Raw genomic sequence first — 16,657 nt, forward strand, 5'->3', positions numbered from 1 at the left:
AACACAGGGCGTCCACGGCATTCATGAATTGAATAAGGATCGCTGATGAAACATACCGTAATCGAAACGCATTTTCCGGGATTGAAACTCCTCGCCAGGGGAAAAGTCAGGGACATCTACGATTTGGGAGAGACACTTCTGATGGTGGCCACCGACCGAATCTCCGCCTATGATGTCGTCCTGCCGAATCCGGTGCCGGCAAAGGGCAGGCTGTTGACCCAGATATCCCTTTTCTGGTTCGAGGTTATGGAACCGATTGTGGCCAACCACGTGATCACCGGAGATGTTGAACGGTTTCCCGCCGTCTGCGCCCCTTACAAAGACATTCTGAAGGATCGGAGCATGGTTGTGAAAAAGGCCCGGCCGATTCCCATCGAATGCGTTGTGCGCGGTTATCTCTCCGGTTCCGGCTGGAAAAGTTATCAGGAATCCGGAACCGTCTGCGGCATCCGGCTTCCTCCCGGCCTCAAGGAGTCCGAGAAACTGCCCGAACCGATCTTCACGCCGTCCACCAAGGCGGATGTCGGAGAGCATGACGTCAATATCGATTTCGACGAGACGGTAAAGCGGATCGGACGCGAGACGGCGGAAACCCTCAAAACCCTGAGTCTCTCCATTTACCGGAAGGGGCTGAGCCTTGCAGAGGAAAAAGGCATTATCATCGCCGACACCAAATTCGAGTTCGGCATCGTTGACGGGGACATCATCCTGATCGATGAAATCCTGACACCCGATTCATCCCGTTTCTGGCCCAAAGCCGCCTATGTTCCCGGTGGGTCCCAGAAAAGCTACGACAAACAATACGTGAGAGATTACCTGACATCGATCGCGTGGAACAGGCAGCCTCCCGGACCCGTGCTCCCCGACGACGTCATACGAGGCACCCAGGAGAAATATATGGAGGCCTTCGTCGCGCTCACGGGTAAATCCTATGACCTGTAGCTCGGTATGCGTTCCGATTTCGGCCGTCGATGGGAATGACACCACTTTTCAGATCTCGACGGATCGAAATACCGCAGATCTCGCCCGATCCATTTCGGCCGTGGGGTTGCTGGTGCCCCCGACCCTCATGCGGACCGAGGACCGTTTAGTGATCGTCAACGGCTTCAGGCGGATCGCCGCGTGCCGATCGTTGAATCAGACGACCGTTTCGGCGGGAATCCTTCCCGCAACGGCCACACCGCGGGATTGCGCCGAAATGGCCGTTGCGGAAAACGCTCTCCAGCGGCCCCTCAATCTGATCGAAAGATCCCGGGCGCTGTCGCTGTTGTCGGTCTATTATGAAGATACGGCCGACCTGGCTGCCGCCTCGGCGAAATGCGGCATTCCGGAAAGCCCCCCCATGATTCGTAAACTTCGGGGGCTCTGTCGGCTTTCCCCCGGGATTCAGGCCGGCATCATTGACGGAACCCTCTCCCTGGCGATGGCTTCAGAGCTACAGCGCTTCGACGAAGCGGAAAGGGAGGTGCTGGCGAAACTGCTGCTCACATTCAGGATGAGCCTCGGCAAGCAGCGGGAGATCCTCACCATGATTGAAGAGATCAGTCGGAGAGAGGGCTTGAGCATCCCCGAACTTCTCCGAACCCCGACCATAACGTCCCTCCTGGCCGACGACGATACGGAACCGAACGTAAAGGTCGGACGACTTCGCGAGCTGCTGAAACGCCGACGCTATCCCGCCATTCAAAAATCGGAGGAACAGGCAACCGCTCTCATCAGGGCTTTGGGGCTCAAGAATCCAATGAAACTCGTTCTGCCCCCGAACCTGGAGGGAGAAACGTTTTCCCTGACGCTTCGATTCCGGAATATCGCCGAGCTGAGACACCTCCATCACACCCTTGGAAAGATCATCGACCGTCCGGAACTGGATCGACTTCTCTCGAAGGACTTCTGACGGTTCGACTTTCGGCGTCGTGACCGGAACGTATTGCCGACAGGGATCGTCTTTCCCCTGTCGGCAACGCCCCTTGAACACCGTGCGTTGTCTTGAGGGCTTTACAATCCCATAACGACCTCGGGCGCTGGTCCCAGGGCCTCCCCTGGCCCGCAGCGCCCCTTTTTCCTCAGCACCTCACCCCTTCTGAAAAACTCGACAACCCCCTGTAATTCATTTAAATCACATTTGTTCATAAAAAGTTACATAGGATTAGTGTTTGCTGTATTCTTATTTTTTTCATAATTTTTTAATTAATAAATATTTTTTTCTTGACTAATTTTTTCATATAATTCATAGTCCACTCAAACAAATAAATCCGGTTCAGTAAATTATGGGAATACAGGAACGAAAAAAACGGGAAAAAGAACGCAGGCGCCAGCAAATCATGATTGCGGCAAAACGTGTCTTTTCCACGAAAGGTTTCAACAAGGCGACCATGGAGGACATTGCCAAGGAAGCGGAGTTGAGCCCCGGGACCCTGTATCTTTACTTCAAAAACAAGGACGAGCTCTTTTCTTCGCTCTCGATCCGTATTCTCCAGTATCTCAACATCCGGTTGGGGCACGTGGCCGACAACCGGAAACGGTTGACGGTCGACCAGAAGATTGAAGCCCTCAGAGAAGCCATGCACGATGTCTACAAATTCGACCCCCTGATGCTGATCAATATGTTCCACCTCCAGTCTAGTGAAACCCTGAAAAATTTATCCTCCGACCTCATCGCCGACATCAAGAAACTATCCAGGAACTCGCTGACCATCATCGCCAGACTGTTCGACGAGGAGATCCACAACGGCGCCGTCATCGACAAGCCTGCGATGGTCCTCGCGGACATCATCTGGTCGATGTTTTCCGGCATCGTCCTCTGGGAAGAAAGCAAAAAGATGATCGAAGGCGACAAGGATTTTCTGGAAAAGACCCTGGATACGGCATTCGACATATTCCGTCGGGGGATAAAAACAAAGCTGTTGAAGAAAACCTTATGAAAGGGGGGAGAAGCACGTCGTTAATCGAAGAGGAATGAAACGGAAGGCAACATCAATTTCAATGCAGGCGTCATGATTCTTTAACATAAATCACGGGTATCCAAACAAAGGAGGCAACAAGTATGGCTGAACAACTTACCAAAGAACCCGCACAAGCGTGGATCACGACCTTCGCTGGAACGGCGATCAACCTCTGTCTCGGCATCCTCTATGCGTGGAGTATCTGGAAGACCGCCCTGGTCAACACCGACCGGGCCGGCCAAATCATGAGCGGTGTCAACGAAGGGTGGATTTATCTGAACAACGCCCAGGCCGCAACGCCCTTTTCCCTCTGCGTCATCATCTTCGCACTTCTGATGATCCCCGGCGGCAGAATCCAGGATAGAATCAGCCCCAAATTCGGTGCGGTCCTGGGCGGGCTCTGCCTGGCCACTGGATGCATCGTCGCCGGCCTCATGAAAAGCTACGCCGGTTTGATCATCGGGTTCGGCATCCTGGGCGGCATCGGCATGGGCATCGGCTACGCCGCTCCGACACCGGCGGCCCTGAAATGGTTCGGCCCTCACAGGCGCGGGCTGATCTCGGGCCTGGTGGTCGGCGGATACGGCGGTGCGGCGCTCTACATCGGCGCCCTGGGCCAGTGGCTCATCGATAATTACGGTATCACCGGAAGCTTCGTCGGGCTGGGAGTCTTTTTCGCGGTGGTCGTCATCATCGCCGGCCAGCTGCTGAAAACCCCGCCTCCCGGATATGTTCCGCCGGCCGGCCCCAAAACCAGAGCGCTGAGGGTGGGCGAAGTCGCCAAATCGACGTCTCACGATTGGGAAGCCTCCGAAATGTTCAAGACGTGGCAATTTTACGCCCTGGTCATTATGTTCATCCTCACCACCCAATCCGGTCTGCTGATCATCGCCAACGCCAACGGCCTGATGCTGAAGGCCGCAAAGGAGATGCCCTTCTTCATGGCCAATGCCTGGATCCTGGTCTCTTTCGGGGGGTTGGTCAACGCCTCCGGACGTGTGGGCACGGGATGGTATTCCGACAAGATCGGCCGCGTCAACGCCTACACGATCAACTGCGGCGTCTCGGCCCTCTGCATGTTCATGCTTCCTTTCGTCATCGCATCCAACAACGTCTTCCTCCTCTTTCTCGTGGTGGGCGTCGGTTACTGGCAGTACGGCGGCGGTCTCTCCCTGATGCCGTCCTTCACGGCCGATTTCTACGGCCCCAAAAACCTGGGTTTCAACTACGGCCTGGTCTTTATCGGATGGGGTCTCGGCTTCTTCATGGCCCGAATCGGCGGCACCATTGAAGACCTCACCGGCAGCCTGGCATACGCCTTCTATATCTCCGGAGCGCTGCTGGTCCTGGCGGTGATTCTGGCTCGGGTCACCAAACGGCCGCAATGGTCGAAATTCCGCGGAACGGCGACCTCGGAGGCATAGAAGAACGCTTGAGGGACGTCTGAAAAGGACGTTCTTCAGGCCCCGACCCCCTTACGAAGGAAGCGGCGCGGGAGGTGATGCATCCCATAAGACGGTCGGCTCGATGATCACGGCAAAAAAAGACCCAAAAACCAAAAAAATGATCACCCTATTTATCGGAACTGATGAATCGGTTGTTCGCAACCCATTTAACCAAAACGACGAAGGAGAAAAACACCATGGCCGAAAAACCTGAAATGACTGAAGTCTCTGAAGCCCAAATCGCATCCCATTGGAAAGAGGAAGACTACTACCCGCCGACATTAAAGTTCGTGGCCCAGGCGAACATGACGGATGAGACCATATACGATCGGTTCTCCCTGGAAAACGTGCCCGACTGCTTCAAGGAGTACGCGGACCTTCTCGACTGGTACAAGTACTGGGACGAGATCCTCGACACCAGCGACGCCCCCTGCTACAAATGGTTCAAGGGCGGGCTCATCAACGCGAGCTATAACTGCGTCGACCGCCACCTGGCCAAGAATCGCAACAAGACCGCCATCCATTTCGTTCCGGAACTCGAGGAGGAGAGGGTAGATCATGTGACCTACCAGGAGCTCTGGGTTCGGGTCAACGAATTTGCCGCCCTGCTTCAGGATTTCTGCGGTCTGAAGGCCGGGGATCGGGTCACGCTTCACATGCCCATGTCCGCGGAACTCCCCATCACGATGCTGGCCCTTTGCCGGCTGGGCGTCATCCACTCCCAGGTCTTCGGCGGATTCTCAGGCAAATCCTGCGCCGACAGAATCGTCGACTCCGGAAGCGAAGTCCTGATCACCATGGACGCCTACTACCGGGGCGGCAAGCTTCTCGACCACAAAATCAAGGCCGACGAAGCCGTCGAGGAGGCGACCAAGCAAGGCCAGAAGGTCAAAAAGGTTCTCGTGTGGCAACGCTACAACGGCAAATACTCCGCCGAAACGCCCATGGTCGAAGGCCGTGATTTCTTTGTCAACGACGTTTTGAAGAAATACTACGGGAAGCGGGTCGAGCCCGTCAAGATGCCGGCGGAGGCGCCCCTCTTCCTGATGTACACCAGCGGCACCACCGGCAAGCCCAAGGGCTGCCAGCACGGCACCGGCGGCTACCTGGCCTATGTCACCGCCACATCCAAGTATGTCCAGGATATCCATCCGGAAGACGTCTACTGGTGCATGGCCGACATCGGCTGGATCACGGGTCATTCCTACATCGTCTACGGGCCGTTGGCGCTGGCAGCCTCGACGGTCATTTACGAAGGCATTCCCAATTACCCCGACGCCGGACGGTGCTGGCGGATCGCCCAGGACCTGGGGGTCAATATCTTTCACACCGCCCCCACGGCCATTCGTGCGCTCCGGAAGATCGGTCCGGACGAACCGGCGAAGTACAATTACGATTTCAAGCACATGACCACCGTGGGTGAGCCCATCGAGCCCGAGGTGTGGAAGTGGTACTACCACGTCGTCGGCAAAGGCAAGGCCGCCATCGTCGACACGTGGTGGCAGACGGAAACCGGCGGCTTCCTCTGCAGCACGCTGCCCGGCATCAAAGCCATGAAACCCGGCAGCGCCGGACCTGGAATGCCCGGCATCCATCCCATCATCCTGGACGACGAGGGCAAGGAAGTCCCCAGCGGCGAGGGCAAGGCCGGGAACATCTGCATCCAGAATCCCTGGCCGGGCATGTTCCAGACCATCTGGGGCGACCGCGATCGTTTCGTCCGTCAGTATTTTGAACGGTACTGCAAGAATCCCAACAGCAAAGACTGGCGGGATTGGCCGTACCTGACCGGTGACGCCGCCATCATGGCCGACGACGGATACGTCCGGATCCTGGGCCGCATCGACGATGTTATCAACGTTTCCGGCCACCGTCTGGGCACCAAGGAACTCGAATCCGCCGCTCTGGTGGTGGAAGAGATCGCCGAGGCCGCCGTCGTCCCGGTCAAACACGAGATCAAGGGCGTGGAACCGGATATGTACGTGTCCCTGAAGCCGGGTTATGAAGCCAGTGACGAGATTGCCAAGAAGGTCCAGAAGGCCTTGATCAATGAGATCGGCCCCATTGCCAAGGCGAGGAAGGTCTGGATCGTTCCCGACATGCCCAAGACCCGGTCCGGCAAGATCATGCGACGCATTCTCGCGGCCATCTCCAACGGCACCGATGTTGGGGATACCATGACCCTCGCAAATCCGGAGGTGGTGGAGGCCATCAAGAAAATGGCATGACCGGCGCAGACAGGCGGCTGTCGCTCCGAAGACCTCGGAGCGACGACCCTCTGTTGAAAAAAAAGTTGTGTTGATCCGTGATTTCTGATAAATAATTTATAATTCGATGTCTTATTTACAAGGCAGGGGGTTGCCCCCTGCCTTCTTCATGAAACAGAGTCCAGGGCCCCGGTCCTGATACGACTGTGAAACCGGCTGAATCGTGGATACACCCTTACCTGTTCCCTATGTTATCGGCGCCGCCCATCTGGCCCTCGACGATGTCACGGCATTCGTCATCTCCGCACTACTCGCCGTTATGATCCATGCCGAAGGGCAGGCCTTCGTAGCGACGGCCCTGGGGGATGTTCAACCCGACCGCAGCCGTCGCTTCCACTTCAATGCTTTTCTCCATCTCGATATTTTAGGGACGCTCTCCTTTCTGCTCGCCGGGTTCGGATGGCCCAGAAAGGTCGATATCGACACGACACCCTTCGCCAACCCGGCTCTTGCCGCCATCCTCGTCCGATTCGGCGGACCCGTCGCCAATTTCCTCATGGCCGGCATCGCGGGAAGCATCGTCTGGGTGCTGAGCCACTGGGGTTCTCAGGACCGGGTTTTTACCATGGTCGCCATCGTCAACGTCACCACCGCCGTCTACCACTTGATTCCAATCCCGCCCCTCGCCGGAGCGAGTCTGATCAGCACCTTTCTGGACCCCCGAAAAAATGCACACCAACTCTATACCCGCATGGGTCCGTACATACTGATCGGCATCTTCCTTTTCGAACGGTTTTCGCACTGGAAACCCGTCAGCACCCTGTTGAACCCATGGGTTGTCCGCGCATTCAAATTCATCATCAGTGATTGACCTCCGGGCGCCCATGCAACGGATTTCTTTCTTGACCCTGAATATTCTTTTGATTATGTTCAAAATACCTGTTTCGGATATTCCGGCGACGGCGTCACTCGGCATTGCATCGACGACCTGAACCCATATTTCATCAATCTCAAGGAGGTCTCTCATGGCAGTGATTACCATCTCCAGGCAGTATGGCGCGGGCGGAAAGACATTGGGGCAATTGATTGCCAAAAAGCTGAACTATACGCTTGTCAATGAGGAAATCGTTGAGAAAATAGCGGAAAAAGCGAATGTCTCCAGAGACTGGGTGGAGGATTTCGAAAAGGAGGCCGGAGGAGCGCTCCAGAAATTCATGTCGGGACTCATCTCCACGTCTTACGTAGAGCGGATTCTCGGAAAAGAGAAAGGGTTTCTGGATGAAGATAAGTATGTGGAATCCCTCCATGAGATCATCACCCAGATCGCCAAGGAAGACAACATCGTTTTCATCGGCAGGGGAGGGCAGTACATCCTCCAGGACCATCCAAAGGCCTTTCACATTCTTTTGATCGCCGAAAAGGTGGACCGCATCAACTTCATGAAAAAGCACTACGGTCTCTCCTATGGAGAAGCCACCCAGGTGGTTGAAACCATGGGAAAACGGCGTGCCAACCTCTATAAACGATTCGGCAAGAAGGACTTCGATAAACCGGAACTCTATCATGTGGTGCTCAACATGAGCAAATTGAGTATGGAGGAGGCATCGGACTTCGTCTACCGAATGGTGGCGGACCTGGTCTGCCACCTGGCGGAATAAGGAAAGAGAAGGCCTGCTTGCCCATAACCCAGATCTACATCGACCAGGAGGTGGCCGATCACCCATTGGTCGCCGCCATCCGGTCGAGACGCCCTGTTCCCGCCGTGGTCGTGTCGGGGGCCCGGGAGGTTTTCGAGGCGGTTTCCGCTGATGACGACCCGGTTCAAAAGGGAAAGGAGGTGCTGTTCCTCACCCGGAACCGCGGACCCTTCATCCGAAAATGTCCCGGAACACGCCATTACCGCTGTTGCGACTACATGATCCTCCATGTGGGAACCTTCTGCACCATGGACTGCGCCTATTGCATTCTGCAGTCCTATTTTCACCCCCCGGTGCTGCAATACTTCGTCAACCACGACGATATGCACCGTGAGTTGGACCGGCATTTCGAACAAAAAACGTTTCGTCGCATCGGAACGGGCGAGTTCACCGACAGCATGATCTGGGAATACTGGACCGATCTCTCACGGGTCCTGGTGCCCAGATTTGCCCGGCAGACCCATTCGGTGCTGGAGCTGAAAACCAAGACCACCGCCGTCGACGCCCTGAAACACCTGGACCATCGTCGCAAAACCATCGCGGCATGGTCCGTCAACACCGAGACGGTGATCCGGCAGAACGAACGCGGAACCGCCGCGCTCACGGCAAGGCTCCGGGCCGCGGCGGACTGCGCGTCCTGGGGATATCCCGTGGCCTTCCATTTCGACCCCATGGTCGTTTATGACGGTTGCGAGGATGCGTATGAAAAGGTCGTGGAGCAGATTTTCCAGCATGTCTCTCCGGAAAACATCGTCTGGATCAGCATCGGCTCCTTCCGTTTCATGCCTGCTTTGAAGCCGACCATTCAGCAGCGGTTTCCGGATTCAACCCTTGTTTACGGCGAGTTCGTCCCAGGCATCGATGAGAAGATGCGCTATTTCAAGCCGCTCAGAATCCGCCTTTACCGCCGCATCTACGACGCACTCAGGCGGATCGCCCCCGAGGTGACGGTCTATTTCTGCATGGAGGACGACGAGGTGTGGCAAAAATCCTTCGGATTCACCCCGGCCGAAAAGGGGGGGCTTCCCTGGATGCTCGACGAAAGCGCCATTCAACACTGCAATCTCACGACGTGAGGTGTCCATGGCCATTTCATCCATCCTGACGGCGCTCGGGTACTACCCAAAAGCACATCGGGCCATTCTGCGCCACCGTCTCTGGCCCTACATGATCCTGCCGGGCCTGATGAGTTTCAGTTTTTTTATCGCGCTCATCAGCATCGGCGCCCTGTACTTCGGTGACATCGCCGCCCACATTCACCAGAATTACCTTCCCGAATTCATGAAATGGGGCTTTTTGCCGGCCGTCACCCACCTGCTGCTGTGGTGCCTCCTGTTTCTCAGCGGGTATATCCTCTACCAGCCCGTGGTGCTGATCCTCTTTTCGCCGGTATTGGGGTATCTTTCTGAAATCACGGAGAAGAAGATTCTGGACGGCCCCGACGTACCGTTTCAGATCCGGCAGGTGTTGAAAGACGTTCTGAGGGGACTTCATTTGAGCTTGAGGAACCTGATCCGAATGGTCCTGCTGGTTCTCTCGGCCTGGTTGATGATTCTGATCCCCATTGTGGGCGCGGTGATCTCCGCGGCGGTCATCTTCCTGATCCAGGCCTATTTCAATGGGTGCGCTCTGGTCGATTATACCCTGGAACGGAAAAATTACGCGGTACGGGATCGCGTTCGTTTCACCCGGGGGCACCGTGCCCTGGTCACGGGTATCGGAATGGGGTTCATGCTGCTTCTGGTCATCCCGATACTGGGATGGTTCATTGCGCCGGCTTACGGCACCGTGGCCGCGACCCTCTGCGCCGTTGCCGCCGTAAATAAAAACGCCGGAAAACCCCCTTCTCGTGAAGCGGATTCCCCGGCGCGTCGCTGAAAGCCATCGACCGGGCTGCCCCGGTCGGGATCTTATTCCTTCTCTTTGTTGGCTTCTTCGATTACCTTTTCCGCCAACTGGGCCGGAACTTCGTCGTAATGCGAGAACTCCATGGTGTACATGCCTCGTCCGCCGGTCATGGATCTTAAATCCGGAGCATAGGTCAGAAATTCCGCCAAAGGCACCTGGGCCTTGATGACCTGGTTCTTCCCCTCGGTGTCCATGCCCAGGACCCGCCCGCGTCGGCCGTTGAGGTCGCCCATGATGTCCCCCATGTATTCGTCGGGAGTGACCACCGTAACGTTCATGATCGGTTCGAGGAGCACCGGCTTGGCCTGCTCTACGGCTTTCTTGAAGGCAAGGGCGCCGGCGATCTTGAAGGCCATTTCAGAAGAATCGACGGTGTGATAGGAGCCGTCGTCCACGGTAACCCTGAAATCGACGCAGGGAAAGCCCGCCAGTATGCCCTTTTCGGAGGCTTCGATCACCCCCTTCTCGACGGCGGGGATATAGGTCTTTGGAATGGCGCCGCCGACAATGGCGTCAACGAATTCAAAGCCGGCGCCCCGGGGCATCGGTTCCATCTGGATCCAGCAGTCGCCGAACTGGCCGTGGCCGCCGGTCTGTTTCTTGTGCCGTCCCTGAACCCGGACCTTCTTCTTGATGGTTTCCTTGTAGGGCACCTTGGGGAGATTGAGCGCCACCTCCACGTTGAACTTCCGCTTGAGTTTTTCGACCACCACCTCGATATGGACCTGCCCTCTGCCGGACAGAAGGATTTCCTTGGTCTGGGAGTTTCGATCCAGTTTGAGACCAAGGTCCTCTTCCATGATCTTGGTGAGGGAACTGAAGACCTTGTCCTCATCGCCCTTGTTTTTGGCTGAAACGGCAAAAGAGATGAGGGTGGGCAGGGGTTCGGCGCATTTGAAGAGGACCTTGTTCCCATCGTCGCAAAGGGTGTCGCCGGTAAAGGTTTCCTTCAGTTTGGCCACCGCCAGGATTGAACCGGGAATAGCTTCCCTGGCCGGCTTCTGCTCTTTTCCCAGAACCGTCAGCAGTTGGTTGAACCGTTCCTTGGTGTCCTTGTTGCTGTTGTAGAAGGTTCCGTCGCTGCCCAGTTTTCCGGAGACCACCCGAAACAGATTGAGACGCCCGGCATAAGGATCCGCAATGGTCTTGAACACGAACGCGGAAAACGGCGCATCGGGGGAGGGGATGCATTCGACCTCCTGGTCCTTGTGGGGGTGCTTGCCGACCCTGGAGCCGCGGTCCTCGGGGGAGGGCATGACGTTCACGATGAAATCCATGAGCAGGTTGATGCCGACATTGGCGATGGCCGATCCGCAGAGGACGGGCACGAACGTCCGGGAGAGGGTTCCTTTGCGAAGGGCCGTCTTGATGTCGTCGTCGGACAGGACTTCCCCTTCGAGATATCGTTCGATGAGCGCGTCGTCCGCCTCGGCAACGTTCTCGATCAGTTCCTCGCGGGCCGCCTCGGCAGCTTCCTGCATATCCGCCGGAATATCCTCCATCGCCATTTTCCCGTCGGCGTCGTAAACGCCGGCCTTCATGGTGATCAGGTCCACGATGCCCTTGAAATCCGCCACATTCCCGATGGGCAGTTGCAGCAGGATCGGTTTGGGGGTGTCGAAATTTTCCTGGATGTCCTGGAGCGTCCGCTGAAAATCGGAGCGGTCGCGATCGAGCCGGTTGATGAATATCGCGGAGGGCATGTTGAAGTCCCCGGCAAACGCCCACCCCTGTTCGGTCTGAACCCTTACGCCGTCCACGGCGTCGACAACGAAAACGGCGCCGTCCGCGGCTTCCATGCAGAGCTTCGTATCGGTAAAGAAATTCTGATCTCCCGGCGTGTCGAGCAACGTGACCGTATGCTTTTTCCATGTCAATTGATGCAGCCCGGTTGAGATGCTTGAGCTCCGTTTCAGTTCCTCGGGTTCAAAATCCATAGCGGTGTTGCCGTCTTCCACGCGTCCGATTCGATTGGTCACACCGGCGTCAAACAACATCACCTCGGCCAGGGATGTTTTGCCGGCACCGCCGTGCCCAACCAGGGCGATATTTCTCAACTTATCAACCATTTCAGCCATTTAAACTCCTCTCTGCATTATTTTTTGAATTTATGGAAAAATTCAAATTTACCCCCTAAATTGTTAATTCTTATATGTTTTATATCGAAAAATCAAGACGAATTCCATCAGGACTCAGGGAGCTTGAGTAAAATGATGAACTCCCGGTTGCCTTTGGGTCCAAGTACAGGGGAGGGGACCACCCCCCCGGGGTGCAGTCCGATCTCCTCGAAGAAGACGGAAAGGGCCTCGATGACCTGGTCATGGAGCCCGGCATCCCGAACGACGCCGCCTTTTCCGACGTTTCCTTTTCCCACTTCGAATTGCGGCTTGATCAACGCCAGAATCCCCCCCCCCGGTTTCATGAACGCGAGGACCGCCGGCACGACGATTTTGAGGGAAATGAAGGAAGTGTCGATGGTCGCCAGATCGACGGGGGAGGGGAGGGCCGTCGGATCCATGAGGCGGATGTTGGTGCGCTCGATGACCGTCACCCGTGGATCTTCCCGCAACTTCCAGGCCAGTTGGCCATACCCGACATCCACGGCATAAACATGGGCCGCGCCGTGCTGGAGAAGACAGTCGGTAAAACCGCCGGTGGAAGCCCCGACATCCAGGCACGCCTTGCCCCGGACCGAAACCTGGAAGGCCGCCAGACCGGCCGCCAGTTTCAGTCCTCCCCGGCTGACATAAGGGATGTCCTCCCCTTTCATGCGGATCGGATCGGACGTGGAGACAAGCGCTCCTGGTTTGTCCACCGGCACGCCGTTGACCAGGATCTTTCCCGCCATGACAAGGGCCCGGGCCCGCTGACGGGTCTGGGCCATCCCCAGCTCGACGACGCGAAGATCCAGCCGCTTTTTGTCGGCCGCCATCAGGACGGACCCGACGGATGGCGGCCGCAGACCCGTCGGGCCGCTTCTACAATCCCGTCGGCATCGACACCGTGCTTTTTCCGGAGAATCTTCTGGGAGCCGTGCTCCACGAATTGATCCCCAATACCCACGCGCACCATACGGAATCCCGATATGCCGGCATCGTTCAGGCCCTCGAGCACCGCGCTGCCGAAACCACCCTGACGGATATTTTCCTCCACCGTCACGATCCGCTGAACGTTTTGAACCAAAGCGCCGATGAGGGCCATGTCCACGGGCTTCACAAAACGGGCGTTGACGACGGCGGCGTCGATGCCTTCGGCGGCGAGCCGCCGGCGAGCCGCCAGGGCATCCAGGACAGGTCTCCCGATGGCCAGGAGCACAACGTCGCCGCCTTCCTCGATCAGCTCGGCCGCGCCGATGGGCAACGGTCGGATCGGATCCTCCAGGACCGCCCCTGCACCGCTTCCCCGGGGATACCGGAGCGCGATGGGGCCGTTGTGGGACAGGGCCGTGACCAGCATACGCCGGAGCTCGTTTTCGTCCCTGGGCGCCATCAGCACCATGTTGGGCAGACTCCTCAGGAAAGACAGATCGAACAGACCGTGGTGGGTGGCGCCGTCCTCTCCCACGATACCCCCGCGATCGACGGCGAACACCACGGGAAGGCTCTCGAGGCAGACATCGTGGAGGATCTGGTCGTAGGCCCGCTGCAGAAAAGTGGAATAGATGGCCACCACCGGTCGATATCCTTCAACGGCCATGCCGGCGGCAAAGGTGACGCCGTGCTGTTCGGCGATGCCCACATCGAAAAAGCGATCGGGGAACGCCTTTGCGAACGCGGCAAGCCCGGTACCCTCGGGCATGGCGGCTGTTACCGCCACGATCTTGTCGTCCTTTTCGCCGAGCGTCACCATCGTATCGCCGAAAACCTGCGTGTAGGTGGGGATCGTATGGCCCTTGGAAATGCAGTTGCCGGTTTTGATCTCGAAACAGCCGACACCGTGAAAGTAGACCGGGTTTTTTTCCGCCGGACCGTACCCCTTGCCTTTCCGAGTGGTGACGTGCAACAGGACCGGTTCATTGAGCAACTTGATATTGTTCAGGATATCGATCAAGTGGCTCAAGCGGTGGCCGTTTATGGGACCGAAATAATCGAAATTGAAGGCCTCGAACAGCATTCCCGGTGTCACGAATGTTTTGAAGGATTCCTCGGATCGTTTGGCCAGCTGATAGATGTCATCGCCAATTTTAGGGACTGATCTCAAGAATTCCCCGAACTCCTTTCGAAATCCCTGCAGGTATCTGGCGGAGAATGTCCGGCTGAGGAAAGAGGAGAGGGCGCCCACGTTGCGGGAGATGGACATGTCGTTGTCATTGAGGACAACGATCATATTTTCGTCCTTGTGGAGGCCGCCCGCCTGGTTGAGCCCTTCATAGGCGAGACCCGCGGTCATGGATCCGTCTCCGATAACGCTGATGACCTTGGCGGGATCCTTTTTCAAGCGCTTGGCGCATGCCATGCCCAGACCCGCGGATATGGAGGTGCTGCTGTGCCCCGTGGTGAAGGCGTCATGAGGACTTTCGCTTCGTTTGGAGAAACCGCTGATGCCCTGGTATTGACGGAGGGTTTGGAAATTTTCCCGACGGCCGGTCAAAAGCTTGTGAGCGTATGACTGGTGACCCACGTCCCAGACGATCTTGTCTCGAGGGGTTTCGAAAACGTAATGGAGAGCGATGGTCAGCTCGACGGCGCCGAGACTCGAAGCCAGATGCCCCCCGTTTCGCGAGACGACGTCCACGATCACCTTACGGATCTCCTCGGCCAGAGTGGAGAGCTCGGATATCTTCAGCTGTTTTAGGTCCGCCGGAGAGTTGATGGTTTCAAGCACGCTCAATCCGATCCTTCGTCAAGGGGTTTCTCCTGGATGTTGCCATCCTCATCGGTCATCAGCAGGGTGATCTTTTTTTCCGTCTCATCCAGCACCCGGGAGCAGTATCTGGAGAGCTTCATCCCTTCCTCGAACTTTTTCATGGCGTTTTCAAGCGTCAGGTCTCCGGACTCCAGCTCCCGAACGATGTCCTCCAGCTGGGCCATGGCCTTTTCAAACGTCTGTTTCGTCGTCAATGTCAAACCTCTCTTCCACGCGGCATCGAATGACGCCGACGGCAACCCGCACATCCAGCGCCTGGCCGACCGCGACCTGACCCGCATTCCGAACGATCTCGGCCTCCGGAACGGTCTGTGTGATACTATACCCCCGCTTCAGAACCACCATGGGACTCAAGGTCTCAAGGCGGCCCTGAAGCGCCTCTGTTCGCATCCGTTCCACCCCGGTCCGACGTCGGGCGACATCGAAAAGGGCGACTCGGCATCGTTCGAGTTTTGCAGCCAGCTGTCCGGCCAAATCCGTCGGTGCCTTTACCCGCAGGCGATGGCGTTCCCAGTTCAGGCGCTCTTTCTGCCGCTCCAGCTTCTCACGGAAACGCGCGGCAAGCCGATCCGTCAGGTCTTCCAGGCGCATCCGGAAGTCCTCGACCCGCCGCTTCGGGTGGACAAGCCTTCGGGAGACCTCCGCCACGCGCTGCCGTTTTTGGGTGATGTATCGCTGGGTCCACCGGAACAGTTTAGCGGCAAGATCCATGTGTTTGCCGACGAGCTCCGATTTCAGGGGCACGGCCATCTCCGCCGCGGCCGAGGGGGTGGGGGCCCTGAGATCAGCGACAAAGTCGACGATGGTAAAATCGGTTTCATGACCGACGCCGGAAATAACGGGGATGTCGGATGCGTATACGGCCCTTGCCGCGGCTTCGGAATTGAAGGCCTGAAAATCCTCGAGGGATCCGCCGCCCCGGGCCAGGATGATCGTATCGACATCGCTCTCTTTTCGGTTCAGCAGGGCGATGGCCCGAACGATTTCATCCTCGGCGCCGGCACCCTGGACCTTGACGGGAACGACACGGATGCCGACCCCCGGAAAACGACGATGGGCGACCTTGATGATGTCGTGAAGCACGGCGCCGGTGCCGGATGTCACAACCCCGATGTTCCGCGGCAGGAAGGGAATCGGTTTTTTGTGGGCCTCGTCGAAAAGCCCCTCCGCGGCAAGCCCGGATTTGAGCTGCTCAAAGGCGATCTGCAGCTCGCCGATGCCGCGGGGTTCCAGATATTCGAAGATGATCTGGTAGCTCCCGCGGGGTTCATAGACGCTGATCCGCCCTAAACCGACGATGCTCATACCGTCCTCGGGCATGAACTTCAGGTTTCGGTTCTGACCCCGGAACATGATCCCGCTGATCTGGGATTTTTGATCCTTCAGCGTGAAGTAAAAATGCTTGGATGCCGGTACGTGGAAATTGGACACCTCGCCGGAGATCCAGACGAACGGATACCGCTCTTCGAGAAGATGTTTAATGTCGGCGGTCAGCTCCGAGACCGTGTAGATTTTTCGTTGCAACTCAGCCTGCATCGTCAATCTCGGATACGTCCGTGCCGCATCCTCCCTTCGATGTCAATCCCTCGGTT

14 protein-coding genes are annotated in these 16,657 nt (G+C 57.0%); 9 read left to right on the forward strand and 5 right to left on the reverse strand.

The window, feature by feature from the left end; translation table 11 throughout:
• Positions 1–45: 45 nt before the first annotated feature.
• From dmul_RS10675 to dmul_RS10715, 9 genes are all read left to right on the forward strand, one after another.
• Positions 46–942, forward strand: coding sequence for a phosphoribosylaminoimidazolesuccinocarboxamide synthase (locus dmul_RS10675; protein ID WP_020877555.1), 897 nt, complete (start codon positions 46–48; stop codon positions 940–942).
• Positions 932–1,894 carry a ParB/RepB/Spo0J family partition protein gene (locus dmul_RS10680; protein WP_020877554.1) on the forward strand — a complete coding sequence of 321 codons (963 nt, stop codon included), beginning with the start codon at positions 932–934 and terminating at the stop codon, positions 1,892–1,894. Before dmul_RS10675 ends, dmul_RS10680 begins: the two co-directional genes overlap by 11 nt.
• 427 nt (positions 1,895–2,321) lie before the next feature.
• Positions 2,322–2,921, forward strand: a complete 600-nt coding sequence (locus dmul_RS10685) for a TetR/AcrR family transcriptional regulator (RefSeq protein WP_020877553.1) — start codon at positions 2,322–2,324, stop codon at positions 2,919–2,921.
• A gap of 122 nt (positions 2,922–3,043) precedes the next feature.
• The gene (locus dmul_RS10690; protein WP_020877552.1) at positions 3,044–4,366 is read left to right on the forward strand and encodes an L-lactate MFS transporter; all 1,323 of its coding nucleotides are present in this window, start codon (positions 3,044–3,046) and stop codon (positions 4,364–4,366) included.
• 218 nt (positions 4,367–4,584) lie between these two features.
• Positions 4,585–6,615 (forward strand): acetate--CoA ligase, encoded by a 2,031-nt coding sequence (gene acs / locus dmul_RS10695; RefSeq protein WP_020877551.1) that lies wholly within the window; start codon positions 4,585–4,587, stop codon positions 6,613–6,615.
• 202 nt (positions 6,616–6,817) lie between these two features.
• Positions 6,818–7,465, forward strand: coding sequence for a site-2 protease family protein (locus dmul_RS10700; protein WP_020877550.1), 648 nt, complete (start codon positions 6,818–6,820; stop codon positions 7,463–7,465).
• A 154-nt stretch (positions 7,466–7,619) separates the two neighbouring features.
• Positions 7,620–8,252 carry a cytidylate kinase-like family protein gene (locus dmul_RS10705; protein WP_020877549.1) on the forward strand — a complete coding sequence of 211 codons (633 nt, stop codon included), beginning with the start codon at positions 7,620–7,622 and terminating at the stop codon, positions 8,250–8,252.
• 17 nt (positions 8,253–8,269) lie between these two features.
• Positions 8,270–9,367, forward strand: coding sequence for an SPL family radical SAM protein (locus dmul_RS10710; protein ID WP_020877548.1), 1,098 nt, complete (start codon positions 8,270–8,272; stop codon positions 9,365–9,367).
• Positions 9,368–9,374: 7 nt separating this feature from the next.
• On the forward strand, positions 9,375–10,169 hold the full coding sequence (locus dmul_RS10715; protein WP_020877547.1) for an EI24 domain-containing protein: 795 nt from the start codon (positions 9,375–9,377) through the stop codon (positions 10,167–10,169).
• 32 nt (positions 10,170–10,201) lie between these two features.
• Here the strand turns inward: dmul_RS10715 and fusA are convergent, their stop codons facing one another.
• The 5 genes from fusA to xseA form a co-directional block, all read right to left on the reverse strand.
• A complete protein-coding gene (gene fusA, locus dmul_RS10720) occupies positions 10,202–12,277 on the reverse strand; it encodes an elongation factor G (RefSeq protein ID WP_020877546.1) in 2,076 nt (691 codons plus the stop codon).
• A gap of 107 nt (positions 12,278–12,384) precedes the next feature.
• Positions 12,385–13,131: a TlyA family RNA methyltransferase gene (locus tag dmul_RS10725; RefSeq protein WP_020877545.1), complete on the reverse strand. Its 747-nt coding sequence runs from the start codon at positions 13,129–13,131 to the stop codon at positions 12,385–12,387.
• Positions 13,131–15,029, reverse strand: a complete 1,899-nt coding sequence (gene dxs, locus dmul_RS10730) for a 1-deoxy-D-xylulose-5-phosphate synthase (protein WP_020877544.1) — start codon at positions 15,027–15,029, stop codon at positions 13,131–13,133. The genes dmul_RS10725 and dxs overlap by 1 nt, the downstream gene beginning before the upstream one ends.
• The gene (gene xseB, locus dmul_RS10735) at positions 15,026–15,265 is read right to left on the reverse strand and encodes an exodeoxyribonuclease VII small subunit (RefSeq protein ID WP_040415575.1); all 240 of its coding nucleotides are present in this window, start codon (positions 15,263–15,265) and stop codon (positions 15,026–15,028) included. Before xseB ends, dxs begins: the two co-directional genes overlap by 4 nt.
• Positions 15,237–16,601, reverse strand: coding sequence for an exodeoxyribonuclease VII large subunit (xseA, locus tag dmul_RS10740; RefSeq protein WP_020877542.1), 1,365 nt, complete (start codon positions 16,599–16,601; stop codon positions 15,237–15,239). Before xseA ends, xseB begins: the two co-directional genes overlap by 29 nt.
• Positions 16,602–16,657: the final 56 nt, after the last annotated feature.

Source organism: Desulfococcus multivorans, assembly GCF_001854245.1.
In the GTDB taxonomy this organism is placed as follows: Bacteria; Desulfobacterota; Desulfobacteria; order Desulfobacterales; family Desulfococcaceae; genus Desulfococcus; species Desulfococcus multivorans.